Below are 23354 nucleotides of genomic sequence, written 5' to 3' on the forward strand. Positions count from 1 at the left end.
CCGAAGGAGGTCGGCGACGACATCGTGCCTTACCTCGTCAACATGACCAAGCGCGGGGCCGAYCAGATCGGYGGCGCCGACTACACCTTCGACTGCACCGGCAACACCAAGGTGATGCGCCAGGCGCTCGAAGCCTCGCATCGCGGCTGGGGCAAGTCGGTGGTCATCGGCGTTGCCGGCGCCGGCCAGGAGATCTCCACCCGGCCGTTCCAGCTGGTCACCGGCCGCAGCTGGATGGGCACCGCCTTYGGCGGCGCRCGCGGSCGCACCGACGTGCCGAAGATCGTCGACTGGTACATGGAGGGCAAGATCGAGATCGATCCGATGATCACCCACACGATGCCGCTCGAAGACATCAACAAGGGCTTCGARCTGATGCATTCCGGCGAAAGCATCCGCTCGGTGGTGCTTTATTAGGCAGCTACCCGGGCCCGTGGCAGCCGCGCGTTGGCCAGATTCAAACAAAGACCAGCCTGGCCGTCGCCGAGCTGGTCTTTTTGTCGGATCGGATCTTGGAAGCCTTCCTATCGCTCGATGATGAGATCGCTGAGCGGCTTGGAACAGCACGGCAGGAACAGGCCGGCGTCCACTTCCCTTTGCCGGATGCCGCCATTGTGCATCATGTCGACCGTGCCGGAGACCAGCTTGGACTTGCAGGTTCCGCAAACGCCGTTGGCGCAGGACGACGGGATCTTGATCCCCGCCTTCTTGGCGCAGGAAAGGACCGTCTGCCCGCCAGAAACGTCAATGGTTCGAGCCTGCTTCGAAAACGCCACCTGGAAAACGCGGGCGCTTGCATCTGGCGTCGGTTGGATAGAAGGCTCTTCGAGAGCTGCCGCATCGAAGCTTTCCTCGAGGTAGTTCTCCGGCGGAACGCCGGCTGCCTCTGCGATCTTTCTTGCTGCTGCCATGAACGGAGCAGGTCCGCAGCACATCACGACACGCTCGGAGAGGTCCGGAACCGCCAGCTTCACGTAGTCGGCGGAGATGCGGCCGGCGAGACCTGGCCATGACGGCTCGTTCGTGACTTCTTCCGGCAGAAAGTGAAGTCTCAAACCCGCAAGCTTGTTTGCCAGGCAGACGAGTTCCTCGCGGAAAATCAGATCCTTGGGCGTGCGTGCGGCGTGCATGAAAACTGCATCGATAGGTTCGTATGTGTCGGCGAGCGCCCTGACCATTGACATCACAGGCGTAATGCCCGAACCCCCGGACAGGAACAGAAATTTCCTGGCGGCTCCTTTGGGGCGGATGAAATGGCCAAGCGGCCCATTCGCCTTGACGGTGCTGTTGACGGCCAGATTGTCATGCAGCCAGTTGGATACTCTTCCGCCAGCGACCCGCTTCACCGTGACGGAGAAGGCATTGCGGCGGTAGGGCGAGGACGAGATGCTGTAGCAGCGGCTTTCGCTTTCACCCCCAAGTTCGAGATCGAACAGGAAATACTGTCCAGGCTCGAAATTGAACTCCTTGCCGTCGGGGGAGGCGAAGGTGAAGGTCTTGACGTCGTGGGTTTCCTGCCGAACGTCGATGCACACGAGTGTGTCATCGGTCTCCGGATTCCAAACGAGGGGCAGCTTCAAGGCAATCGACATGGTCTCCGGGCTCCTAATATCCATGGGCGCGCATCCGCTCGATGTACCAGTTGGCGAATTTGTCGAGGTTCGTTTCGGAAAAGCGAGAGTAGGGGCCTGGCTCATAGGCGGGATCCAATGTGCCGGCATGGGAGCGTGCCACCAGTTCGGCATCCTGCTCGGTCGTTGCAATCCAGACGTTCGTCAGTTTCTCCAGGTCGTAGTCGACGCCTTCGACCGCATCCTTGTGGACGAGCCACTTCGTTCTCACGAGCGTCTTGCCCGCTGACAACGGAATGACGATCGCGACAACCGCGTGGTCACCCATGAAATGGTTCCAGCTGTTGTGACCCCACAGATGCATGTCGCCGAGATCCTTGCGGGTCATCGTGCCCAGGAGCTTGGCGGATGCGGCAGTAGCGTCTGCTGTCTGGGACTCGCCGGCGCCTGAAATGATCAGCCGTTGCGTCCGGAAGTTCGTCGCGCAGTCGACGAGTTGCTCGACGGCTGCCGAGGGGTAGCCATCCGCCTCCCAGCGCCTGGTGCGTTCCTCGTAGAGAGCCTGGTGCTGCCTTGCCGTCTCCTGATCTTCGGGGCTGAGACTTTCAGGATCGAAGCCGAAGTCGAGATCGACGAAGGAAACACAGAGTTCGGGGTGATTGGCCGAGCAATGGTAGCACTCGCGATTGTTTTCCATCGTGAGCTTCCAGTTGCCTTGCTCGATGACATCCGACTGGAACGCTACCTTTGCGTTACTGATATCGTAGGGCGCGAGCCGTTCTGCCATCACCTGTTCGAGGCGATCGATATCCTGCGGAGGATTGTCGGAAAGACAGACGTAAATCAGACCGCCGATGGACTTGAAGGCGATGGGCTTGAGGTTCTTGCAGCTTTTGTCGAAATCGGTGCCCATGTGGGGTGCGTAGCTAAGTTCACCCGAGAGCTCGTATGTCCATTGATGATAGGGGCAGACCAGCTTCGAAACGATGGTCGGACCCGCATCGAGCAGCCTGGAGCCACGATGGCGACAGACATTATGGACGACGCGAATTTCCCCATCATCATCGCGCAGCAGGATCAGGCTGCTGTTGCCGACATCGACAACGACAGCGTCACCTGCTTCCGGGACGTCGCATTCAAGTCCGACGCAGATCCAGTGCTTGCGGAAAAATACGTCCAGATCCGCCTCGAACACGTCCTCTCGCGTATAGAGGCCGGCTGGCAGCGAGTGACCGTCGATCCGGTCATCGAGCAGGGATGAAACGGACGCTGGGAGCTTCTGTAACATAATTTCTCCTCATCTAAATCTGGAGAATCTATGTGCGCAAAAAACCATGCTCTCAACGGCATTAATATTCAGCGTTGACATAACGATATGTAATGCGTGAACGTCCTGTTTTCAGGTGCGCAGTGATCGTTTGTCATGCCGCGCGGGAGATGAAACAGAAGGCGACTTCGCATGGTCAGTTTGCGTCGAAAGCTTCCTCCTTTGACCGCTTTGACGACGTTTGAGGCTGTCGCTCGCCTGTCGAGCTTTACCCGCGCGGCGAGCGAACTCGGCGTCACGCAGGCTGCTGTCAGCCGCCAGATTCATCTTCTCGAGGAAACGGTCGGCAGCCCCTTGTTTCGGCGCTTGCACCGCAGGGTCGAATTGACGGAGAAGGGTAAGGCGCTTTCATCGGCAAGCACGCAGGCGCTCAATCTGATTGCCGATACGCTTGCGGATATCACCGCGCAGGACAGCAGCAACGAACTCGCGATCAGCGCGACGATCTCGTTTTCGCATTTTTGGCTGCTGCCGCGCATCGCCTCTTTTTCGCGTGCCCATCCCGAGATCAAGCTACGCATTATCACCCAGGACAAACTTGCCAGTCTCGACAATGATGAGGTGGACATTGCCATCAGATATGGCAATGGAGCCTGGCCCGACGGACAGGCGGAGCTTCTGTTTCACGACGAGATCTTCCCGATCTGCAGCATCGACTATGCGCAAGAGCATGGCCCGATCGCTTCGATCGAGGAACTTGTCCGCCATCCGCTGATCACCAACGACACGGATGATCCCACCTGGACCGGATGGCGCGATTGGCTTGCCGAATTCTCGGTCAAACTTCCCCCGAAGCCTTCGGGCATGCGCTGCAGTTTTTACACCGAAGCCATCTATGCGACGCTCAATGGGCAGGGAATTACGCTCGGTTGGAAGCGCCTGGTCGAAAACCTGTTGAACCAGAACAGCCTGGTTCGTGTGACCGAAGCATCGGTTGCCACCAGGAACGCATATTTCGTCGTCCTTCCGCATCGCCGACAAGGCAACGCCGCGGCAAGCACCTTCGTTCGATGGCTGAAAGACAGTTCAACGGAGGCGATTTGATCAGTGCTGCATTCGCATATGCTTCGCCTGCCAATGCCGTCTCCTGCTCCCATTGGTCCGCAATTTTCCTAGAGGGAGATAACGCTCTCTCATCAACGACTTACGCTCGTCTCCGCCGCAGCACTTGCGCGCTGCAAGAGAGGGTCGCTTCGACGTGGACGTCAGTCGCTCCGACGCCGGGCCTTCGCGCTCTGCGCGGCAAGCCGTCGGCCAATCCAGGAAAGGTATGAGCAGGAGATGAGGAACCAGACGCCAACGAAGACATAGGCCTCCAGCGCCTGATTGCCCCAGGCGACATCGCTGAAGGCCATGCGCGCGGTGGCGCTGAGATCGTGCAGGCCGAGGATCACGACAAGGGACGTATCCTTGTAGGCGCCGATGGTGCTGTTGACCAATGCGGGCATGGCCCGCTCGGTCGCCTGTGGCAGGAGCACGAGACGGGCGGTCTGCCAGAAGCCGAGGCCAAGCGAAGAGGCAGCCTCATGCTGGCCGGCCGGCAGCGCCATGAGGCCGCTTCGCACATCCTCGGCGAAATAGGCAGCATGGAAGAAGACGAGGGCGATCAGGACCGCCACGATCGGATCGATGGCCATGCCCTTGGGGAGCGTCAAGGGCAGTACGAAGACACCGACGAACAGCAGCGTCACCATCGGCACTCCACGCATGATCTCGACATAGGCGCCTGCGGCGCGGTGCAGCAGCCGATGGCGCGTCTGGTAACGGGCGAGTGCGAGCAGCACCCCGACCGGCAGGGCGAGGGCCAGCGCGATGGTGGAAAGGATGAGGAGGATCGGCAGGCCATTCCACTTGGTGGCATCGACCGGAACGAGTCCGAGGATGCCCCCGCCCATCAGCGTGAAGGACGCGGCCATGCCCGCCAGCCAGAACCCGGCGAAGAGCCTCATGTCCAGCCAGCGCCCGCTGACAGCCATCTGACCGGTGGCGATGGAAAGGCCGAGTAGCAGCAGCGAGGCGAGCATCGGTCGCCACTGCTCGTCGAACGGATAGGTGCCGAACAGGATGAAACGGGACTTCTCCGCCCAGAAGGGCCAGCAGGCGCCTGCCGCCTCGGCACATCCGGCCGGATCGGCAAGTGGTGGCACGGCTGAGAGGACGAGCCAGTCGACAATGGCCCACAGGATGACCAGCACGAGGCAGCCGCCAGCGAGCGACAGGAGGCTTGCGCCCGGTCGGGAAAGCTGCCTCAGCAGCCAGGCGGAAAGCCGGCCGAAGCCGATCGATTGTGTCATGCCGCTCATCGTCCGCCCCTCCCTTCCCGGGCGCGGGTGCGGGCGTTCCAATGGTTCAGTACGCCGGTGAGCGCAAGGCAGAGCAACAGGTATATCGACATGGTGATCAGCATGGTTTCCAATGGCCGGAAGGTTTGGTTGATCGCGGTGCCGGCGACCGACATGAGGTCCGAATAGCCGACGGCAATCGAGATCGAAGTGTTCTTCAGGAGATTGGCGAACTGATTGTTGAGAGGCGGAACGACGGTGCGCAGCACCTGGGGCACGACGATGAGCCGGGTGGTCTGGCCGCTCTTGAGGCCGAGCGCCGCCGCGGCCTCGATCTGGCCCTTAGCAACACCTTCGATGCCGCCGCGCAGCACCTCGGCGATCTGCGCGCCGTGATAAAGGCCGAGCGCGACGGCTACGGTGCAGAACTGGATGGAAAGGGCGACGCCGCCCTCCACCGAAAATCCTGCAAGTGCCGGCCAGGAGAGCCCGAGTGGTGCGTTGAGCGCGACGGCAAGCGCAGCCGGCACAGCGACGCATAGGGCAAGCGCGACCGGCAAGACCGGCAGGCGACGGCCGGTGAGGGCCTGGCGGCGGGAGGCGTGGCGCGTCCACAGCCAGATGAGCGCGCAAACGAGAAAGAGGCTGGCGAAGAGCCAGAGCGTATTGCGTGGATCTTGCGAAAGCCAGGGCAGGTAGATTGCCCGGTTGGAAATCGTGAAGGGGCCGAACACCAGCGCCTGTCGGACGGTAGGCAGCCCGTTCACTGCGGCGACGAAGATGATCAGCAGGACCAGAATCTTCGGCAGGTTGCGGAAAAGTTCGATGTAGGCCAGCGCGAAGTAGCGTGCGACGGGCGATGTGCTGACGCTGAGTAGGCCGAGCAGAAGGCCGGCAAGCGATGCAATGACGAGGCTCGCGACAGCGACGACGACGGTGTTGGCGAGGCCGGCGAAGATCGCCCGCAGATAGGTGTCATTCGCCCCATAGGGGATGATCGTTTCGCTGAGATCGAAACCGGCCTGCTGGGAGAGGAAGGCAAAGCCCGGCCGGATGCCGGCCGCCAGCATGTTGGAATGGACGTTGAAGGCGATGACGGCGAAGGCCGCGAGGATCGCTAAACCGACAGCGATATCGGCAAGAGAAACGGCAGGCCCCACCTTGGGGGGACCGTCCTGCGAGGCTGGAGGAGTTTGCAGTTTCCGGTCCATGGAGGCGCTCAGGGATTGGTTTCGACAGGCAGGGCAAAGCGGGCGACCAGCGCCTTCTGCGCCTCGGTCTCCGGCCCGGAGCCAGCGCTGGCGACAAGGGCGGTGGCCTCCGCCACATCGAGGCCGAAAGCACGCAGAATGCAGATGGCGAAAGTGCCGGTGCGGCCTATGCCGGCCGCGCAATGGACGAAGACCTTGTCGCCGGTGGACAGCGACCGCGCCGTTTCGCCGGCGAGGGCGAAGAGCCCGGCCTCGTCCCCGGGCACGCCGAAATCCGTGATCGGGAACCGTACGACGGCAATGTCCATCCCTTCGGCGAGGGTAGCAGCGTAGCCGGGCGCCTTCTCCTCGATTTCGGCATGCGGAGTGAGGTTGACGATGCGGGTGATCTCGTGTGCACGCAGGTCGTCCATGTCGTCGGCGAACGGTCGCAGGCGGCCGGGCATCGGCCCGAGCCAGAGTGTGCCGGCAATGCCTGACGGCAGCCGGAGGGGGCGCAGGAAATGTGTATCGGTCATGCGGTTTCCGCTGCGAGCTCCGAGAGAAGGTAGGCCGGCGTCTGCGCCGTCGAAACTGCCGTCACGGTCACACGCAGCGCGGCGAAGGCGGCCTCGAGATCCCCATGTGCGGCTTGCATGCGCCAGCGGATCACGCGCCAGTGCAGGGCGGCATGGGCCTCGGCGGCAATCGGATCGAGCACAAGGCCGGAGACAAGCTCAAGGAGCCGGGCGCGGATGGCGAAGTAGCTTTCGACGAGCGCCTCGCCGGGGTTGGCCGCAAGTTCGCCGATCGTGGCGAGCTGGATGCGGGCGGACATGGCGAAATTCGGCGCGCAGCAGCGCGTGCAAAGGTTCAGCATGTCCGACAGCATGGAGAAATGCAGGTTGCGCTGGGCGGGATCGAGAGTGCTTACCACCGTGCCGACACCTGAGCGTGTTTCGAGGAGATGCTCGAAGGAAAGGCGCTGCAGGACCTGGCGGATCGGGGTGCGGCTGACGCCAAACTCCTGCGCCAGCTTGCCCTCGTGCAGCATCATCGGCGTATCGGGGTGGGTCGTGCAGATGCGGAAGCGCAACTCCTGCAGCATGTCCTCCGAACGGGGCGGACCGGATCTCGATGTTTGCGGCAAGCTCACGCTTTCCCCTTTCCTGTGATTTGGCCCGCATCCGCGCGGCCGTTGTTCTGGTTGTGCAGCCAAGCTTCCTGAAGCGGGCTCTCGACCGATTCCGGAAAGGCCCGGCGCACCATAGACAGGGCCTCTTCGACCGAAAGGCCCCGTGCATTGAGAATATGCGCTGCGACCATGCCGCTACGCCCGGCGCCGTAGCTGCAGCACAGCGCGATGGCCCGGTCCCCGGTCAGCAGGGCCGAAACCCGCCCTTCCAGCCGCCGCCACGCCTGCATCCACGCCGCGCCGGGTGYGGAAAAATCGTCGATCGGCAAGGCCGCAAACGCGATGCCTCTCTGCCTGACGCGCCTGCGCAGCAGGGCGCGGAAGCCGGGTGGGCAGTCACCGTCGCGCGCCAGAAACAGGAAAAGACCGGCCCCGCAGGCGGAAAGCGCGGCGAGCGTCTCGTCAATCCCCTCGGGATCGACCCAGATCTCACCGCGAGGATCGATCGTCACACCGGGCGCGCCGAGGGTCACGAGGCGTCCGCCGCCGGGGCAATCGACGGTGGCGCGGATGGATATGAGATCGACTACATCCGCCACGCCGCCGTTCCTCCTTCTGRCCGCTCTCTTTACCGTATCGGATAGGCGTACATCAGGCCACCATTGGTGGTCGAGGCATTCTGGGTACCTTCGCGCTTGAGCTTGAAGGGCGTCGCAGGACCAAGATGGCGGTCGTACACTTCACCGTAGGAACCGACCTGCTTGATCACCTGGTAGGCCCAGTCGGCGGGCAGCTTCATCTTGGCGGCCATGTCCGCGGTCGCGCCGTCCTTGGCGAAAAGACGCTGTACGGCCTTCGGCTGCTTGTCGAGATCGGCAATGGCGGCATCGACATTGGTCGAATTGATGCCCAGTTCGTCGGCGTTCAACATGACCTGGAATGCCCAGCGCACTGCCTTTTCCAGCGTTTCGTCCGGTTGGGTCACCAACGTTAGCGGTTCGGCGGAGATGATCTCTGGCAGGAGCTCGTAGTCGTCGGGAACCTTGGCCAGGCGGCGGTCGGCGGCAAGCGCAGTCATGTCGGAGGCGTAGGCGTCGCATTTGCCGGCGAAGAAAGCCTGCAGGCGTGCGGTCTTGTCGGCGATGTTTTCGACCTTGTAGGCAAGGCCTTGGGCGGCGAACCAGTCTGCGATGTTGAGCAGTGTCGTCGAACCGTCCTCGGCGCAGATCCTTGCGCCCTTCAATTCTGTAGCGGACTTCACGCCCAGTGATTTCGGCACCATGAAGCCTTGGCCGTCATAAAATGTGGTCGCGACGAAGGCGAGGCCGGGATCGGCCGAGCGCGTTCCGGTTTCCGTGACCGAGCGGGAAGCCATGTGCGCTTGCCGGGAGACCAGGCTCTTCAGCGAGTCGGAAAAGCCGATGCCGCGGATATCCGCCTTGCTCGCATCGCCGAGGATGGCGGCGGCCGCCATGCGGCAGAAATCGGCATTGAAGCCCTGGAAGACGCCGGCGCTGTCGGGCACGGAAAAGCCCGGCGCACTGGGGCTGACCAGGCAGACGAGCTTGCCGCCAGAGACCACCTCATCAAAAACCGGACCCGCCTGAGCCTGGGACGTAATGGCAAGACCGGCGGCGCAGGTGAGCGCTGCCGCGAGATAAGACCGAAGCATGATGTTTCCCCTCCTCAATCAGGTAAAGACAGCTATACCTGTATACATGTGTAAGGTAGAAGCGGTCTTTCCTGCTGTCAACGGGGTAGTCGACGGGACAGAATAGTATTGCGTCGACTATCGGGGCTCGACCGAGTGAGTGGCGGAGGAGGACCGCTTGCTCAGCGGTTCGGGTTCGCGCCGTTGGGCATGCAGGCGGTCGGCCAGATATGCGCCGGCTGTAACGCCACGAGGGACCTAGCCAAAGGGGCCGAACCAAGATCGAGGATATGCCAACCGTCTGAAAAGATGGAACGCTACTCCGTTGCCCATCAGCCAGTGATCGCTGCGAGGGAAAGCCTGTTCGAGTTACACACAACTGTCACTCTGGGCTGTTACACATCGTGTCATCCGAATGAATTCAGGAGTCATTCGAATGATAAAGATGACTGAGGATATCGCGGTCCGATCCAAATGGGGCCAATGGCAAACCGTCGAGGAACAGCTCAATCGGGATATCGCGTCCGGCGCTCTTGCGGCGGGTGCCCGGTTGCCGACCGAGACGGAGATGATGGAGCGCTTCGGCGTCGGTCGGCATACGGTTCGCCGCGCGATAGCCGAACTCGCTGCGGCCGGAAAGGTGCGGGTGGAGCAGGGGCGGGGCTCCTTCGTGGAGGAGCAATCCGTCATCCGCTACAACATCGCGCGACGGACCCGGTTCAGCAGGAACTTGAAGGAGCAGGGCCGCGTTCCCTCCGGCCAGCCGGTCGAGGAGCTTGAGATAGCGGCACCGCCGGTGGTCGCATCTTCGCTGCGCATCGCCGAGGGCGATGCGGTCTATATGATCGTGCGTCGCGGTTTTGCCGACGACGTGCCGATCACTGTCAGTCGCGCCTACCACCCGGTGGCGCGCTTCCCGAACATGCATATCCGCCGTGGCCAGGGCGTTTCAGTGACCGAGATCTACAGGGACTTCGGCATTCCCGACTATCTGCGCCATCGCACCATGATCTTCACCCGCCTGCCGATCGGCGAGGAAGCGCGCCTGCTCGCGCAATTGGAGGAGCAGCCGGTGCTCGTCGTCCAGAAGGTCGACGTCGATATGGCCGGCAATCCTATCGGCTACTCGGAAGTCGTGTGGGCGGGCGAGCGTATCCAGTTCGTTGTCGATTACGACGAGCAACCCGCCGACGAGGGCGGGGATACCTGAAGCGATACCAGCAAATGCCGCAGCGGTTTGCGTTCGGCGAAAAAGGGGTGGGAGCACCTCCGACGTCTTTGCCTTGGTGGAGGGTACTCCCGCGAAATTCGAGGTCTATCAGAGAAAGAACGATGAGCGACGTGAGAGAAACGGACAGAGTTATCGGCCATTACCGCCATGACGAAATCCTGAGCATTCTGGCTGCGGGACGACCGGACCCTATCAAGAACTGCGCCGAACAGGTGCTGGATGCGCTGGGCGAGGTTTCGGTCCTCGTCAATCGCACAGGGCTGGCCATGCTGCCCTTCGTTGATACGGTTCGCAGCACAGCCTTCCATCTGGGTGAAGTGCTGATGGCGGAGGCGCATATTCGCGTGCCCTCGCACGGTGTCGAAGGATATGGCGCCGTTGTGGGCCGCGATCTCGAGCATGCCATGAGCGTCGCCGTGATCGATGCGGCAATTGCCGCCGGGCTTTCCCGCGAACAGATTCTTGCCTGCCTCGATGCGGAACGCGCGCAACAGGATGAGGCCGACCGGGCGCGGCTGCGCAAGGTCGAGGCTACACGCGTAGAGATGGAGACCTTCTGATCATGACGCTCGCCATCACACCGACCGTTGACGACGTTCGCACCAATGCAGTCTTCGAGGAACTGATGTGGGGGATCGCCCGCCCCGGTATCGAACGGCGCCTTCCGGCCGCTGGTTTCAATGCCGTTGCCGAAAGCCTGATCGACCGCGAATGCAGTTTCCACGCCGAAACCGACAGAGCACTTTCGGACCTGATCACTCTGACGGGTTCAAAACCTGCTGCGATCGACAAAGCCGACTACGTCTTCGCGCCCATTGATGCGGAGACAGGCGTGGCAGCGCTTGCCGCGCTGAAGATCGGTTCGTTGTCCTACCCGGACGAAGCCGCGACGCTTTTTGCGACCGCCCGTTTCGGTTCCGGTCAGGCCTTGCGCCTGTCCGGCCCCGGCGTTCGTGACACCCTGACGATCGAGGTTGACGGTATTCATCCGTCTTTCTGGTCCATGCGCGCGAAGTCGCTCCGTTATCCACTCGGCTGGGATCTCTTTCTTCTGGATGGTGACCGGCTGATCGGCATTCCCCGCTCAACCAAAATCGAGGTGCTGTGATGGCCTATGTGGCAACAAGGGGCGGTGAGCGCGCCATCGAGCAATCCGAACGGCTCTACCGGGAAGACCTCGGCACGATCACCAAGGCGCGGGTCGATGCCGTGCGCGATGGTCTGCCATACCTGGTCGACCGCGTCATGGGTGAAGCTTCCTTCTACGAGCCGGACCTGGCGGCCTTGGCCCTGGCGCAGTCCGGTGGAGATCTTTACGAGGCGGTGCTGCTTTTGCGCGCCTATCGCACCACGCAGCCACGGCTTGCCGTGGCCGAGCCGGTCGAGCAGCCGGATCTGTTCACGGTGCGGCGCATTTCTGCGGCCTTCAAGGATATTCCGGGGGGACAGATCCTCGGTCCGACGCTCGACTACTCGCATCGCCTCCTGGAGGTCGGCGTTCTGGGCGGTGAGGACTATGCAGCACCGGGTGTCGAGGATGCCATGAAACCTGCGCCGGCCACGCAGCCGTCGCTGGCCGCCTGGCAGAAGATGCAGGGGCTGATACCGGATCATCCGACAGAGCCGGTACAGCCGGAGGAAATTCCCGACGTTACCCGCGAACCGCTGCTGTTCCCGGCAAGTCGCGCTCACAAGCTTCAGTCGCTTGCCCGCGCCGATACCGGCGGCACGCTCGCACTCGGTTACGCCACCATGCGCGGCTATGGTTCGGTGCACCCGACCGTCAACGAGCTGCGGCTTGCCGAAGCACCGGTGCGCATGCGGCATCCGCGCGGCACAGTCTTTTCCGCTGGCCGCATCAGGGTCAGTCAGACGGAGGTGATCTCGAAGGCTGCCACTGGCCTCGAGCTCGGCTTCTCGGCGACCTTCGGTTGGAACGAGGTGAAGGTGATCGCTGCTGCGACCCTCGACCTTGCTTCCAACCAGCCCAATCCACATCCGGCCTCCAACGAGGAGTTCGTGCTCTATCACACGGAACCGGTGGAAAGCTCCGGGTTCTGCATTCACTTCAAGCTGCCGCACTACGTCACCTTCCAGTCGAGCCTCGACGCGCTGCGCCGGGTTACGGCCGACCGCGCGCAAGCGACGGCGAAGGTCAAATCGAAGACGGAAAACGAGGCAAGAGAAGATGAGGTCGTGTCGTGAAGTCCAACGCTAAACTGAAGGAACTGACAAAGCCTTGGGCGGCTTTCAACTACGGCTTCCTCGACGAATCTGCCAAGCGGGAAATCCGTCGACGCCTTCTGAAGGCGATCGCCGTTCCCGGCTACCAGGTCCCCTATGCCAGCCGCGACGTGCCGATCGCCCGTGGCTGGGGAACGGGTGGCTTGCAGGTGACGCTGACGCTCCTGAAACCGGATTCGGTGGTGAAGGTCATCGATCAGGGTGCCGACGATTCCGTCAATGCGAGCAGCATCCGCAAGTTCCTCGGCAAGGTGGGGGGCGCCACCGAGACGAGCGATACCGAGGAGGCGACGCTCATCCAGTCCCGGCATCGCATTCCCGAGGAGAAGATGCGCGAGGATCAGATCCTCGTCCTGCAAGTCCCCAATCCGGAGCCGCTGCGGCCCGTCCAGCCGGACATGTCGACCGCGCGCGAAATGCATGGGGACGCCGACTATGGCCAGCTCTGGCTGGTGCTCTACGAGCAGCTCGTCAGATCCGGGCGCATCATGCAGGGATCGAGCTATCCGAGCATGGTCAACGGCCGCTACGTGATGACGCCGTCACCCATTCCGCGCTGGGACGTGCCGAAGCTCGATCAGGCCGACCATTTGACGATCCTGTCGGCCGGTCGCGAGAAACGCATCTTCGCCGTGCCGCCTTACACCAGCGTCGAGCCGCTCGTCTTCGACGATGTTCCCTATCGCGTCGAGGATCATCAGGACAAGACCTGCCACCGCAGCGAGGTCACCGGCTTCTTCATGAACGAGCTTCCGCAGGAAGACGGCACGTCCCGCTATGAACTGTCCGACAGCTATTTCGGCATCAAGAACATACGCAAATCTGAAGGGGAGCCGGTGAACATCGGCGCAACCTGGTACAACAATGGAAGGATGGACTGATGCCCTCCACATTCTTCGATGGCCAGCCGGCCATTCAATACCAGCCGCCACGGCTGATGACGGCAGATCCGATCCTGAGCATGCGCGGCATCAGCCGCAGCTTCGGTGATGTCAGAGCATTGGTCGACGTGGATGTCACGGTCTATCCGGGTGAGGTGCTCGGCATCGTCGGTGAATCCGGTTCAGGAAAATCGACGTTGCTGCGCATGATGAACCTTGAAGATACGCCCGACAAAGGCACCTATCATCTGGCATTGCCAGGTCGTGATGACGGCAATCTCTTCGGCCTCGACCGTTTCCAGCGGCGGATACTGCGGGCGCTCCATATCGGTATCGTCTATCAAAACCCGCATCTCGGACTGCTGATGAACAACAGCAGCAGCGGCAATGTCGCCGAGCGGCTGCTGATTGCCGGGGAGCGCAACTTTGCAGCCCTTCGGGCCCGCGCCAGGGAAGCGCTGGAAGCATCCGAGTTCCCGCTGGCGCGCATGGATGCGCGTCCCGTCGAGCTTTCCGGCGGGATGCAGCAGCGCGTTCAGCTTGCAAAGGCGATCGCGCTCGAACCGGCACTGTTGCTTCTCGATGAACCGACTACGGGCCTCGATGTCAGCGTCCAGGCACTCGTTCTCGATACACTCAAGAAGCTGCAGCGCGACCGGGCCATCACCATGGTTCTCGTCTCGCACGACCTGGGTGTCATACGGACAATGGCGGACCGCGTTATGGTGATGCGCCGGGGCGAGGTTGTGGAACAGGGGCTTGCTGACCAGATTTTTCAGGATCCGCAGCACGCCTACACACAGCAACTCGTTCACGCGAAGCTTTGAGTGGGGGACTGGAAGATGAATATCCATACGTCCGCCACGCCGATGCTGGCTCCTGTACTGCGCGTCGAGGGCCTGTCGAAGCACTTCCAGATGCATCATCTGAAGCGCACCCTTTTTGCCTTTGAACAGATCGCCTTCGAGCTCGGCGAAGGCGAGTTCATTCTGCTGAGGGGCGAAAACGGGGCCGGTAAGTCTACACTGCTTCGCACGCTCTATCGGTCCTACCTGCCGCGCGCGGGGCACGCTTACTATCACACGAAGGAAGGCGTCATTGATCTGGCGTCGGCCGCAGACGTCGACGTGGCGCTTCTTCGCCGTCGGGAAATCGGCTTCGTCACGCAGTTTCTCAATGCCCGACCGCGCGTTGCGGCGGAGGAGCTGGTGGCTGAACCGTTGCGGCTTGCCGGGACGTCGCATGCAGAAGCACTGGCGGAAGCCCGCCGCTGGCTCGCCGCATTCGGGGTGAAGCCGCAGCTCTGGCTGGCCTATCCCTCGACATTTTCGGGCGGCGAACAGCAGAAGGTGAACCTTGCGAGGGCGCTGATCCTGCCGCAACGGCTTTTGCTGCTGGATGAGCCGACCGCTTCCCTCGACCGCACGGCCCGACGCGCGCTCGTCGAGCGGCTGACTGAACTCAAGGCCGCGGGCGTGGCGATGATCGGGGTCTTCCATCATCCGGAAGATGTCGCCGGTCTGATCGATCGGGAAATACATTTGGAAACGATCAGGATTGCAGATGAGGCAGACGATGTGGCTGAGTGACTTCGAGATCGTTCTCAGGGACCGTGTCATCGAACGGGGTTCGTTGAGGATCGAAGATGGGGTGATTGCCGAAATCCACGAAAGGCCGGTGGCCAATGCGGATATCGACGGGGAAGGGCGGCTTTTGCTGCCCGGGTTTATCGATATTCATGGTGACATGATCGAGAAGGAGGTTGAGCCGCGCGCCAACGTCCGCATGCCGCTCGAACTCGGTATCTATGACCTCGACAAGAAGCTCGCGGCCAACGGCATTACCACGGCTTACGCGGCGCTGGCCTTCACGCCAGCGACTTACGGCCACGTCCGTTCGCTGGAGAACACCATTGCCATCATCGAGGCGCTGGCTTCGATGCGCAGCGAGCTGCTCGTCGACCATCGGGTTCATGCCCGCTTCGAAGTCACATTTCCATCGGCGGTCGCCGTTGCCGAAAAGCTGATGGATAGCGGCTCTCTCGGACTGATCTCGCTGATGGACCATACACCCGGGCAGGGCCAGTACCGCGACCTTGAAATCCACACCCGCAACATGGCCAAGACCAAGAAGATCGACTACGCCACGGCCGTCGAAATGGTCAAACAGCGCATTGCCGAACGGGAGACGCACGGCGATGCCATGCATGTCGTCAGCGGTCTGGCCGAACTGGCACGTGCGCGGGGCGTCGTCGTTGCCTCTCACGATGACGACACCTTGGAAAAGGTGGCGCTTTTGCACGGTCTCGGTGCGGCGATCAGTGAATTCCCGATCACGCTGGAAGTCGCGGCCGAAGCGCGGCGGCGCGGCCTAGCGACGGCGATGGGAGCTCCGAATGCCTTGCGCGGACTTTCCTACTCCGGCAACCTCTCGGCCCGCGAGGCCTTCGCGGCCGGTGTGCTGGACATTCTCGCCAGCGACTACCACCCGTCGGCGATCTTGCCCGCGGTTCTGGCGCTTGGCGAGATGGGCGAGGGGGGATTGCCTGCGTCCGTAGCGCTTGCCAGTGCCAACCCTGCCGCCGCGCTCGGAATGACGGATCGTGGCCACATTTGCGAGGGGCTGAGGGCAGACTTGGTCATTGCAGAACGCGGCAGGATGCCGAGGCTTCGTGCGACCATCTGCGGTGGCCGGAAGGTGTGGTCGGACGGCGCGGTGACGGTGGGAGCCAAAGCGGCCGCGTGATCGGCCACAGGATCATCTGCAAGTTTCAGGGAAGCCGGGCAAGTATGCCCGGCTTTTTTTGTTTTGGGATGAAAGTCTAATAATACCGAAATTCATTTGAATGTATCGGATGATTGTTGAGTTGTATAAAATCATTTTCCAAAAAAATAGACGTTATAATACATTTGTCATGTGCGTTCTGTATTGAAGACTTTCAGAAGAAAGGCGCGAGATTTCGCGATTTCGCACTGGACGAAGTGATTGCTTCATTTTTGGGTGAAGAATATGCTGGAACTGTACTCGATGAAGAAGTCTTTCGGGCAGCTGAATGCAGTCGATGACGTGACCGTGACGATCGAACCCGGTCAGATGGTCGGGGTGATCGGGCGAAGCGGAGCAGGAAAATCAACGCTGCTTCGACTGATCAACAGGCTGGTGGAACCCACGAACGGCAAGATCCTGTTTGGGGGTCGCGATATCACGAAGCTTAAAGGGCGTGACCTCCGTCTTTGGCGAGCGTCGTGCGCGATGATCTTCCAGCAGTTCAATCTGGTAGAGCGCATGGACGTGCTGACCAACGTGCTGATTGGTCGAGTGGCCCATCAGGGCGTCGTATCGACGATCATCAAGCGGTTTACAGAGGAAGAGAAGGCGATGGCCGTGCAGGCGCTTGATCGCCTCGACCTCTTGTCGCAGGCTTTCCAGAAGGCCGGCACTCTGTCAGGCGGCCAGCAGCAACGCGTGGCGATCGCGAAGGCGCTCGTGCAGCGGCCGGAGATCATGCTGGCCGACGAGCCGATCGCGTCCCTCGATCCGGCCAACGCCACCCGCGTCATGGAAGCGTTACGGAAGGTCAATCGGGAGGACGGGATCACCGTTCTCGTCAACCTGCACACACTCGACACGGCCCGCGCCTACTGCGACCGCATTATTGCGATGAAGGCCGGCCGCGTCGTGTTCGAGGGACGGCCGCACGATCTGACGCGCGAACGCCTCAACGCCGTTTACGGTTTCGACGATGCCGATTCCGCGATCGATGAAGCCGTGACATGGACCGCCATTCCTTCCCTTGCCGATCAGCATGAGAAGCAGATGGCCGTGGCCTGATTTCCCCTCGGCTTCGGCAATGGCGCCGAGCCGTGATCCATCCCCGGAGAACTATGATGAAGAACGTCCTCATGACGATGGCCGCAACGGCCGTGTTTGCGCTTTCGGGTTCCGCGCATGCGCAGGAATGGAAACAGCAATACAAGACCATCCGCTACGGCATCACGTCAGCGGAAAATGAAAAGGATCGTGTCGCCCGTTACAAGGGCTTTACGGCCTATCTTGAAAAGCAGCTCGGCGTGAAGGTCGAGATCTTTACGGCCGGCAGTTATGATGGCGTGGTCCAGGCGCTCGCCGCCGACCAGATCGAATTCGCAAACCTGGGTTCGTCGGCCTATGCAGCAGCCTACACCGAAACCAAGGGCGGCGTCGAACCGATCCTGGCTCAGGTCGATAAGGAAGGCGCCAGCGGGTATTACTCCGTCATCAGCGTGCGCTGCGATTCTGGCTACAAGTCGCTCGCTGACCTGAAGGGAAAGGTTCTGGCCTTTGCTGATCCGGACTCGACCTCCGGCTACGCAGTTCCCTATTTCAACCTGGTGAAGGAAGGTATCGATCCGACCACCTACTTTTCGGCCGTGCCTTTCTCCGGCGCGCATGAAACCGGTGTAATGGGCGTCTTCAACAAGCAGTTTGACGCGACCGCGACCTACATCAATACCGAGAAGAGCGGCATTCCGCAGCGCATGGTGACCAAGGGAATGATCCCCTCCGGCGAGATCTGCAACATCTGGAAGTCCCCGGAGATCACCAACGGTCCGGTAACGGCACGCAAGAACCTGCCGACCGACATGATCGAGGCCGTCAAGACCGCTCTGCGTGAGCTGCCTAAGAACGACCCGGCCGTCTACAAGGAGATCACCTCCGGCGACGAGACCGCCGACGGCTACATCGAAGTCAGCCACGATCGCTATCAGTGGATCGTCGAAATGCGCGACTGGCTGCGCAAGCAGCGCCGCCAGGGCTGATCACTGCCGATGATACGAGGCGGCACCGGAAGGCTCCGGTGCTGCCTTTCTTGATAGAGCATTATTGGTCAAGCGCATGAGCGATCTCTCCCCTTCAATCCGAAATTTCGAGACCGAATACCGCGAGGTGCGGAGAAGCGCGCGGCGGGTTCAACTTGCCTCGACGCTGGTGTTCACTGCCCTTGTGGTGGTTTCGGCTTACCTGGGCGGGTTCTTCGCCTTCACCGAAGTCACCTTGCCCTCGGGCGAGCGGGTGGCGATGTTGAAGCTCTGGGCCGGCTTGCCGCGGCTGGGGGAATACCTGGAAAAAACCATCCCGACCTTGCGGTTCTCGACGCTTGGTGCGGATCTTGCAGAATGGTTCTGGCGCTGGAAAACCTGGCTCGCGTTGCTCTGGGAGACGATCCTGATCGCCTATGCGGCCACCGTTCTGGGCGTCTGCGGCGGCTTCGTTCTGAGTTTTCTTGCCGCTCGTAACCTGAGCCCGGCCGGATGGCTGTCGATCGCCGTCCGCCGCTATCTCGAGATCATCCGGACCGTGCCTGAACTGGTCTGGGCGTTGATCTTCGTCTTTTGCTTCGGGGTTGGCCCGCTTGCAGGGGTGCTTGCCATCGGCCTGCATGCATGCGGTTCGCTGGGCAAGCTCTATTGCGAGGTCAACGAGAATATAGACATGCGCCCGCTCGATGGCATCAAGGCCTCCGGCGGAAGCTGGTTGCAGCAAATGCGATACGGCGCCGTGCCGCAGGTCATTCCGAACGTCATCAGCTACACGCTCCTGCGCTTCGAGATCAATGTCCGCTCATCGTCGATCATCGGGTATGTCGGCGCTGGCGGTCTTGGTCAGGAGATCCGCACGGCCATGTCGCTGCAGGAATACACGGACCTTTCGGCGCTGTTCGTCATCATCCTGGTCAGTGTGACCGTTATCGATTTCCTGAGCGAACGCCTGCGTCACCGCATCATCGGCATCACGGAGCATTGGGCATGAGCGACGCGGACCTTCCTCTCGAAACGAACATGGTCAAGGACGCCAAAGCTCGGTTGCGTGGCGCATTCGAACGGCCGCTCATCCGCCGCCTTGCGCCCTGGATCATCGTTGTCTCGCTGTTGATCCCGTTCGCCTTTAGCGCGGTTGCTTTCGATGCGACGCCAGCCCGGTTTGCAGAAGGGCTGTCGCGGCTCGGCGGCATCATTGCCTTCATGTTCCCCCCACACGTCTGGACGACCTGGGTGGAGTGGAGCGAAGTGCTGGAGGGGCTTGGCCAGACGATCGTGATGGCATTCCTTGGCACCTTGCTTGGCGCTGCCGTTTCGCTGCCGCTCGCGCTGCTCGGCGCAAAGAACATCATGCCGTTCGGTTGGCTGCGGCTGTTTTCCCGCCGGGGATTCGATGCACTGCGTGCGGTCGAGCAGATCATCCTGGCGCTGGTGTTCATTCGTGCCTTCGGGCTCGGTCCGCTGGCTGGAATCCTTGCGATCGCAGTCTCCGAGATCGGCACGTTTGCCAAGCTGTTTGCCGAAGCAATCGAGAATACGTCACGCAAGCCGGTCGATGGTGTGAAGGCTTCCGGTGGCAGCACTTTGCAGGCGATCCGCTATGGGATCGTGCCGCAGGCTCTGCCGGTCATTTTCTCGATCATCCTCTACAATTTCGAATCCAACGTTCGCTCGGGCACCATTCTCGGCGTCGTCGGGGCGGGCGGCATCGGTTTCCTTCTTGCTGATCGCATGCATGCCTTTCGTTGGCCAGAGGCCTGGTCGATCATTTTCCTGATCGTGGCCATGGTCTATCTGATCGACCTCGCCTCCGCGTCACTGCGGCGTCGGCTGGGCGCTGCGGGGCGGTGAAGGAAGGCGTTGTCCGCATGGCAACGCTTGCCGCCGGCGAAATACGACGCTTGCATTGACGTCTCCTGAACCAAAGCCATTTGAACGATCAGGCATTCGTGAAGACCGGCAGGTTGCGTCCCGATTTCCGGTGCGGTGACTCCTGGTCGCCCCAACGGGGTCTCCGCCGGTCTGCGGGGACGCCGACCATCGGTCCCAGAATCGTCAACGCGTGGAGAGGGGCGGGGGAGGTGGTGGCGTCGTCGAGCCTGTGCCGAGCGAACGCTGAACCATGACGCTGTCGGCCCAGCGTCCGTAGCGGTAGGCGATCCCGGGCAGCAGGCCGACGCGCACGAAATTGAATCGCTCATGCAGGGTGAGCGAGGCGACATTGTCGGCGTCGATATAGCCGATCATCTGGCGAAAGCCGGCCGCGGCACAGGCGTCGATGAGGCCGCGCAGGAGCAGGCGGCCGACGCCTTGGCCGTGATGCTCGTGATGAACATAGATCGAGTGCTTGACGGTGTAGCGGTAGGCTGGCCGCTTGCGAAACAGAACGACGTAAGCGTAGCCGACCACTGCGTCGTCCTTGGTCGCGACAAGATGCGGGAAGCGGCGGCTCTTCAGGTTCTTCCGCCGCTCGCGCAGGTCGTCGGGTTGCGGCGTGTCGCCTTCATCTACACCTTCCTCGATGCCGCGACGGATGTGCCGGCGATAGATGGCCAGCATGGCATCGACGTCGCTTTCCCGCGACGGGCGAATGACGATTGTTTCATCCTGCGGCATAAGGGATCCGAAGCTCCTCGATCCTATTCGGCGACCACATAGGTATGAAGTCGTATGCGGCCCGATGAGTCGGTTTGACGGTAGAGCCCCTGAATCTCGACGTCAAAGCCGGGAAACGCGTTGAAACAGGCTTCGAACATCTTGAGGTAGTCGATCATCGGCTGCGCGCGCTCGGTCAGCCGCTCTCCCGGCACGATGGTCGCGATCCCAGGCGGATAGACGACGAAAGGCGTCGTTGCGATCCGCCCGGCGATGGCGTCGATCGGCAGAAAGTCCACATCGTTGCGCACAAGGCAGCGTGCGGCGTCGTGGGGCGAAAGAGCGATATCCGGCAGGTGTGCCTCAGAAAACTGCTTGGCCTGCAGCGCGCTGACATTGGCGTCGCGGAAGAAGCGATGCATGTCGCCGCACAGGTCCCGCAGGCGCACGCCGGCGTAACGACCGGGTCGGCGTCGATAGAACTCCGGGATTGCCTCTTCGAGAAGCGCATTGTCGTCGTGTAGCTTCTTGAAAGCGACAAGGCCGCTGATCAACGTGCCGGCCTTGCTTGCCTCGACGCCGGGCGTGAGCAGGAAAAGCAGGGAGTTCAGGTCGTTCTTTTCCGCGACGATCCGGTTCTCGCGCAGGTATTGCGCGACGATCGGCGCGGGAATGCCGTGCTCTGCATAATTGCCGGTTGCCCTGTCAAACCCGGGAGTGAGCAGCGTAAGCTTGTTGGGGTCGGTCATCGCGAAGCCCGGCGCCATATCGGAAAAGCCGTGCCAAGCAGCTCCTGGGGTGAGGTGCCAGAAGGCCGGATTGGTGGCGAGCTGATCGGTAGCGACGCTCTCCCACGGTACGTCGTGGACCGCTCCCGGGCTTGCCACATCGGGCATGGCCACGCGGTCCGGCACGAAGGGCTCGAAGAACCAGCGGCGCTCTTGCCGACGTTCCTTTTCCTCGAACTCCCGGCGCACCGTCCGTATCTTCTTGCGGAGTTCGATGCCGAGCCGGATCGTATCGTCCCATAGAACCTCGCCGGAACGGCCCTTCATCATCTGCGCGCCGACATCAAGGGATGCGAAGAGCGGATAGAAGGGCGACGTCGAGGCGTGCTGCATGAAACTTTCATTGAAGCGCCGGTGTTCGACCCGGCGCTTCTGGCCGCTGATGTGCCGATCCTTCATGTGGATCTGTGACGCCTGCGAAAAGCTTGCGAGCTGCTTGTGCGTGGATTGCGTGGCGATGATGCCCGGCGCCTCGGGTCCGAGTTCGCGAAGGCCCATGGCAAAACGCCCGGCATAAAGCGGATGAAACTTCATGAAGCCCGCCCAGGCTTCGTCGAACAGGATATAGTCGCACAGATGCCCGATGGCGTTCACGATCATCTCGGCATTGTGGATCGTGCCGTCATAGGTGCACTGCTCAACCACCGCCACCCGAAACGGGCGCGGCTTCTGCCAGGCATCCGGGTCCTTGACCAGCGGATGGGTGCGGATGCGCTCCCGCAGCGTCTCCTCGTTCAAGGCGCCGAAATCCATAGGGCCGATCAGGCCATGGGCGTTTCTGGCTGTCGGCACATAGATCGGGATACCGCCCGAGATCATCAGGGCACCGTGATGGGCCGCCTTGTGATTGTTGCGGTCGAACAGCACCAGATCGCCATCGGTGACGAGGGCGGAGAGAGCGACCTTGTTGGAGGTCGAGGTGCCGTTGAGGACGAAGTAGGTCTTTTCGGCGCCAAAGATCTTGGCGGCTTCCTTCTGTGCGGCAAGGGCGGGGCCTTCATGGGTCAGGAGATCGCCGAGATCGAGCACGGAGTTGTCGAGATCGTCGCGGAAAACCGCTTCGCCCAGATGCTCCATGAACACGCGGCCGACCGGGCTGCGGCTATAGAACACGCCGCCGTTATGGCCGGGGCAGGTCCAGAGCTGGTTGCCTTCCTCGGCGTAATCCACCAGCGCGCCAAAGAACGGTGTCTTCATCGTCTCGGCATATTGCTTGAGACGACTGATGAGGTTTTTCGCGATGAAGGCAGGCGTCTCCTCGGACAGGAAGACATAGCCGTCGATGAAGTCGAGCACTTCGACGGGCACGTCCTCGAAGCGCTTGCGCCTTATCAGGAGGATGATCGGGAATTCGAGACCGCGCCGGCGCATCAGATTGATGAGGGAGGCCGTCTTGCCTTCCATGCCCTTCTTGCCCCAGTCGACCATCATGCAGCCGATGGCTGCATCCGTCTGGACGGCGATTTCGGCGTCTTCGAGATTACGCGCACGGACCACCTCGAAACCGGACCGCTCGATCTCCTCGACGATCTGCTTATACCGGGCCCCTTCGAGATCCTCGTTATCGAAGGCTGGCGTCGCGAACAAAAAGGTGAAGCGTCTGAAGTAATCCATCTGAGCCTCCGCCATTTACACGGAAGCGAGTTGTTCGTGCGTTTCG

24 protein-coding genes are annotated in these 23354 nt (G+C 61.5%); 14 read left to right on the forward strand and 10 right to left on the reverse strand.

The genetic code is table 11. From position 1 onward, the window contains the following. Positions 1-417: zinc-binding dehydrogenase (locus tag AB4Z53_RS27950; protein WP_441598802.1), on the forward strand; the 417-nt coding region annotated here is incomplete at its 5' end. Positions 418-524: 107 nt separating this feature from the next. Here the strand turns inward: AB4Z53_RS27950 and AB4Z53_RS27955 are convergent. Then, complete coding sequence (locus AB4Z53_RS27955) at positions 525-1616, reverse strand: FAD-binding oxidoreductase (protein WP_441598803.1); 1092 nt, start codon at positions 1614-1616, stop codon at positions 525-527. After that, positions 1606-2859 carry an aromatic ring-hydroxylating oxygenase subunit alpha gene (locus AB4Z53_RS27960; protein WP_441598804.1) on the reverse strand — a complete coding sequence of 418 codons (1254 nt, stop codon included), beginning with the start codon at positions 2857-2859 and terminating at the stop codon, positions 1606-1608. The genes AB4Z53_RS27955 and AB4Z53_RS27960 overlap by 11 nt, the downstream gene beginning before the upstream one ends. 171 nt (positions 2860-3030) lie before the next feature. On the opposite strand from AB4Z53_RS27960, the gene AB4Z53_RS27965 reads away from it, so the two are divergent. Then, entirely contained in the window at positions 3031-3942 is a 912-nt protein-coding gene (locus AB4Z53_RS27965) for a LysR substrate-binding domain-containing protein (protein ID WP_113540148.1), read from the forward strand. Positions 3943-4103: 161 nt separating this feature from the next. Here the strand turns inward: AB4Z53_RS27965 and AB4Z53_RS27970 are convergent, their stop codons facing one another. From AB4Z53_RS27970 to AB4Z53_RS27995, 6 genes are read right to left on the reverse strand one after another with little or no spacing between them, the layout of a single operon-like run. Next, complete coding sequence (locus tag AB4Z53_RS27970) at positions 4104-5201, reverse strand: amino acid ABC transporter permease (protein ID WP_441598805.1); 1098 nt, start codon at positions 5199-5201, stop codon at positions 4104-4106. Next, the gene (locus AB4Z53_RS27975) at positions 5198-6391 is read right to left on the reverse strand and encodes an ABC transporter permease subunit (protein ID WP_441598806.1); all 1194 of its coding nucleotides are present in this window, start codon (positions 6389-6391) and stop codon (positions 5198-5200) included. Before AB4Z53_RS27975 ends, AB4Z53_RS27970 begins: the two co-directional genes overlap by 4 nt. A gap of 8 nt (positions 6392-6399) precedes the next feature. Next, entirely contained in the window at positions 6400-6909 is a 510-nt protein-coding gene (locus AB4Z53_RS27980) for a protein-tyrosine phosphatase family protein (RefSeq protein WP_441598807.1), read from the reverse strand. After that, positions 6906-7478, reverse strand: coding sequence for a GntR family transcriptional regulator (locus tag AB4Z53_RS27985; RefSeq protein WP_441598808.1), 573 nt, complete (start codon positions 7476-7478; stop codon positions 6906-6908). The genes AB4Z53_RS27980 and AB4Z53_RS27985 overlap by 4 nt, the downstream gene beginning before the upstream one ends. Before the next feature lie 44 nt (positions 7479-7522). After that, positions 7523-8104, reverse strand: a complete 582-nt coding sequence (locus AB4Z53_RS27990; protein ID WP_441598809.1) for a protein-tyrosine phosphatase family protein — start codon at positions 8102-8104, stop codon at positions 7523-7525. 29 nt (positions 8105-8133) lie between these two features. Then, on the reverse strand, positions 8134-9177 hold the full coding sequence (locus AB4Z53_RS27995) for a transporter substrate-binding domain-containing protein (RefSeq protein WP_441598810.1): 1044 nt from the start codon (positions 9175-9177) through the stop codon (positions 8134-8136). A 415-nt stretch (positions 9178-9592) separates the two neighbouring features. Here AB4Z53_RS27995 and phnF point away from each other — a divergent pair, with 415 nt between their 5' ends. The 12 genes from phnF to phnE (AB4Z53_RS28055) all read left to right on the forward strand — a co-directional run bounded on the left by phnF (position 9593) and on the right by phnE (AB4Z53_RS28055) (position 20162). Further along, a complete protein-coding gene (gene phnF, locus AB4Z53_RS28000; protein WP_441598811.1) occupies positions 9593-10366 on the forward strand; it encodes a phosphonate metabolism transcriptional regulator PhnF in 774 nt (257 codons plus the stop codon). A 122-nt stretch (positions 10367-10488) separates the two neighbouring features. Beyond that, positions 10489-10947 (forward strand): phosphonate C-P lyase system protein PhnG, encoded by a 459-nt coding sequence (locus tag AB4Z53_RS28005; RefSeq protein ID WP_441598812.1) that lies wholly within the window; start codon positions 10489-10491, stop codon positions 10945-10947. Between the two features lie 2 nt (positions 10948-10949). Continuing rightward, positions 10950-11495, forward strand: a complete 546-nt coding sequence (phnH, locus tag AB4Z53_RS28010; RefSeq protein ID WP_441598813.1) for a phosphonate C-P lyase system protein PhnH — start codon at positions 10950-10952, stop codon at positions 11493-11495. Next, complete coding sequence (locus tag AB4Z53_RS28015) at positions 11495-12592, forward strand: carbon-phosphorus lyase complex subunit PhnI (protein ID WP_441598814.1); 1098 nt, start codon at positions 11495-11497, stop codon at positions 12590-12592. The genes phnH and AB4Z53_RS28015 overlap by 1 nt, the downstream gene beginning before the upstream one ends. After that, positions 12589-13512, forward strand: a complete 924-nt coding sequence (locus AB4Z53_RS28020) for an alpha-D-ribose 1-methylphosphonate 5-phosphate C-P-lyase PhnJ (protein WP_441598815.1) — start codon at positions 12589-12591, stop codon at positions 13510-13512. The genes AB4Z53_RS28015 and AB4Z53_RS28020 overlap by 4 nt, the downstream gene beginning before the upstream one ends. Further along, positions 13512-14339 (forward strand): ATP-binding cassette domain-containing protein, encoded by an 828-nt coding sequence (locus tag AB4Z53_RS28025; protein ID WP_441598816.1) that lies wholly within the window; start codon positions 13512-13514, stop codon positions 14337-14339. Before AB4Z53_RS28020 ends, AB4Z53_RS28025 begins: the two co-directional genes overlap by 1 nt. 15 nt (positions 14340-14354) lie before the next feature. Continuing rightward, a complete protein-coding gene (locus AB4Z53_RS28030; RefSeq protein WP_441598817.1) occupies positions 14355-15101 on the forward strand; it encodes a phosphonate C-P lyase system protein PhnL in 747 nt (248 codons plus the stop codon). After that, entirely contained in the window at positions 15088-16257 is a 1170-nt protein-coding gene (locus tag AB4Z53_RS28035; protein WP_291151547.1) for an alpha-D-ribose 1-methylphosphonate 5-triphosphate diphosphatase, read from the forward strand. The genes AB4Z53_RS28030 and AB4Z53_RS28035 overlap by 14 nt, the downstream gene beginning before the upstream one ends. A 264-nt stretch (positions 16258-16521) precedes the next feature. Then, complete coding sequence (phnC, locus tag AB4Z53_RS28040) at positions 16522-17343, forward strand: phosphonate ABC transporter ATP-binding protein (RefSeq protein WP_441598818.1); 822 nt, start codon at positions 16522-16524, stop codon at positions 17341-17343. Between the two features lie 56 nt (positions 17344-17399). Then, positions 17400-18311: a phosphonate ABC transporter substrate-binding protein gene (gene phnD / locus AB4Z53_RS28045; protein ID WP_441598819.1), complete on the forward strand. Its 912-nt coding sequence runs from the start codon at positions 17400-17402 to the stop codon at positions 18309-18311. 76 nt (positions 18312-18387) lie between these two features. After that, positions 18388-19302, forward strand: coding sequence for a phosphonate ABC transporter, permease protein PhnE (gene phnE, locus AB4Z53_RS28050; protein WP_441598820.1), 915 nt, complete (start codon positions 18388-18390; stop codon positions 19300-19302). Further along, positions 19299-20162 carry a phosphonate ABC transporter, permease protein PhnE gene (gene phnE, locus AB4Z53_RS28055; RefSeq protein ID WP_441598821.1) on the forward strand — a complete coding sequence of 288 codons (864 nt, stop codon included), beginning with the start codon at positions 19299-19301 and terminating at the stop codon, positions 20160-20162. The genes phnE (AB4Z53_RS28050) and phnE (AB4Z53_RS28055) overlap by 4 nt, the downstream gene beginning before the upstream one ends. 204 nt (positions 20163-20366) lie before the next feature. Here the strand turns inward: phnE (AB4Z53_RS28055) and AB4Z53_RS28060 are convergent, their stop codons facing one another. Both AB4Z53_RS28060 and AB4Z53_RS28065 read right to left on the reverse strand, forming a co-directional pair. Beyond that, positions 20367-20927, reverse strand: a complete 561-nt coding sequence (locus AB4Z53_RS28060; protein WP_291151453.1) for a GNAT family N-acetyltransferase — start codon at positions 20925-20927, stop codon at positions 20367-20369. Between the two features lie 23 nt (positions 20928-20950). Continuing rightward, complete coding sequence (locus tag AB4Z53_RS28065) at positions 20951-23308, reverse strand: Orn/Lys/Arg decarboxylase N-terminal domain-containing protein (protein ID WP_441598822.1); 2358 nt, start codon at positions 23306-23308, stop codon at positions 20951-20953. Positions 23309-23354: the final 46 nt, after the last annotated feature.

The sequence above is a fragment of the Ensifer sp. 2TAB8 genome (assembly GCF_052115125.1).
Lineage (GTDB): Bacteria > Pseudomonadota > Alphaproteobacteria > Rhizobiales > Rhizobiaceae > Ensifer.

Bases quoted from the DNA above. Each gene is read 5' to 3' on its own strand.
- AB4Z53_RS28035 (WP_291151547.1), top strand. From the start codon at position 15,088: ATGTGGCTGAGTGACTTCGAGATCGTTCTCAGGGACCGTGTCATCGAA.
- AB4Z53_RS27980 (WP_441598807.1), bottom strand. From the start codon at position 6,909: ATGACCGATACACATTTCCTGCGCCCCCTCCGGCTGCCGTCAGGCATT.
- AB4Z53_RS27965 (WP_113540148.1), top strand. From the start codon at position 3,031: ATGGTCAGTTTGCGTCGAAAGCTTCCTCCTTTGACCGCTTTGACGACG.
- phnC (WP_441598818.1), top strand. From the start codon at position 16,522: ATGCTGGAACTGTACTCGATGAAGAAGTCTTTCGGGCAGCTGAATGCA.
- phnD (WP_441598819.1), top strand. From the start codon at position 17,400: ATGAAGAACGTCCTCATGACGATGGCCGCAACGGCCGTGTTTGCGCTT.
- AB4Z53_RS28025 (WP_441598816.1), top strand. From the start codon at position 13,512: ATGCCCTCCACATTCTTCGATGGCCAGCCGGCCATTCAATACCAGCCG.
- AB4Z53_RS28005 (WP_441598812.1), top strand. From the start codon at position 10,489: ATGAGCGACGTGAGAGAAACGGACAGAGTTATCGGCCATTACCGCCAT.
- AB4Z53_RS27970 (WP_441598805.1), bottom strand. From the start codon at position 5,201: ATGAGCGGCATGACACAATCGATCGGCTTCGGCCGGCTTTCCGCCTGG.
- AB4Z53_RS27995 (WP_441598810.1), bottom strand. From the start codon at position 9,177: ATGCTTCGGTCTTATCTCGCGGCAGCGCTCACCTGCGCCGCCGGTCTT.
- AB4Z53_RS28065 (WP_441598822.1), bottom strand. From the start codon at position 23,308: ATGGATTACTTCAGACGCTTCACCTTTTTGTTCGCGACGCCAGCCTTC.
- phnE (WP_441598821.1), top strand. From the start codon at position 19,299: ATGAGCGACGCGGACCTTCCTCTCGAAACGAACATGGTCAAGGACGCC.
- phnF (WP_441598811.1), top strand. From the start codon at position 9,593: ATGATAAAGATGACTGAGGATATCGCGGTCCGATCCAAATGGGGCCAA.
- AB4Z53_RS27955 (WP_441598803.1), bottom strand. From the start codon at position 1,616: ATGGATATTAGGAGCCCGGAGACCATGTCGATTGCCTTGAAGCTGCCC.
- AB4Z53_RS28060 (WP_291151453.1), bottom strand. From the start codon at position 20,927: ATGCCGCAGGATGAAACAATCGTCATTCGCCCGTCGCGGGAAAGCGAC.
- AB4Z53_RS27975 (WP_441598806.1), bottom strand. From the start codon at position 6,391: ATGGACCGGAAACTGCAAACTCCTCCAGCCTCGCAGGACGGTCCCCCC.
- phnE (WP_441598820.1), top strand. From the start codon at position 18,388: ATGAGCGATCTCTCCCCTTCAATCCGAAATTTCGAGACCGAATACCGC.
- AB4Z53_RS27960 (WP_441598804.1), bottom strand. From the start codon at position 2,859: ATGTTACAGAAGCTCCCAGCGTCCGTTTCATCCCTGCTCGATGACCGG.
- AB4Z53_RS27985 (WP_441598808.1), bottom strand. From the start codon at position 7,478: ATGCTGCAGGAGTTGCGCTTCCGCATCTGCACGACCCACCCCGATACG.
- AB4Z53_RS28015 (WP_441598814.1), top strand. From the start codon at position 11,495: ATGGCCTATGTGGCAACAAGGGGCGGTGAGCGCGCCATCGAGCAATCC.
- phnH (WP_441598813.1), top strand. From the start codon at position 10,950: ATGACGCTCGCCATCACACCGACCGTTGACGACGTTCGCACCAATGCA.
- AB4Z53_RS28030 (WP_441598817.1), top strand. From the start codon at position 14,355: ATGAATATCCATACGTCCGCCACGCCGATGCTGGCTCCTGTACTGCGC.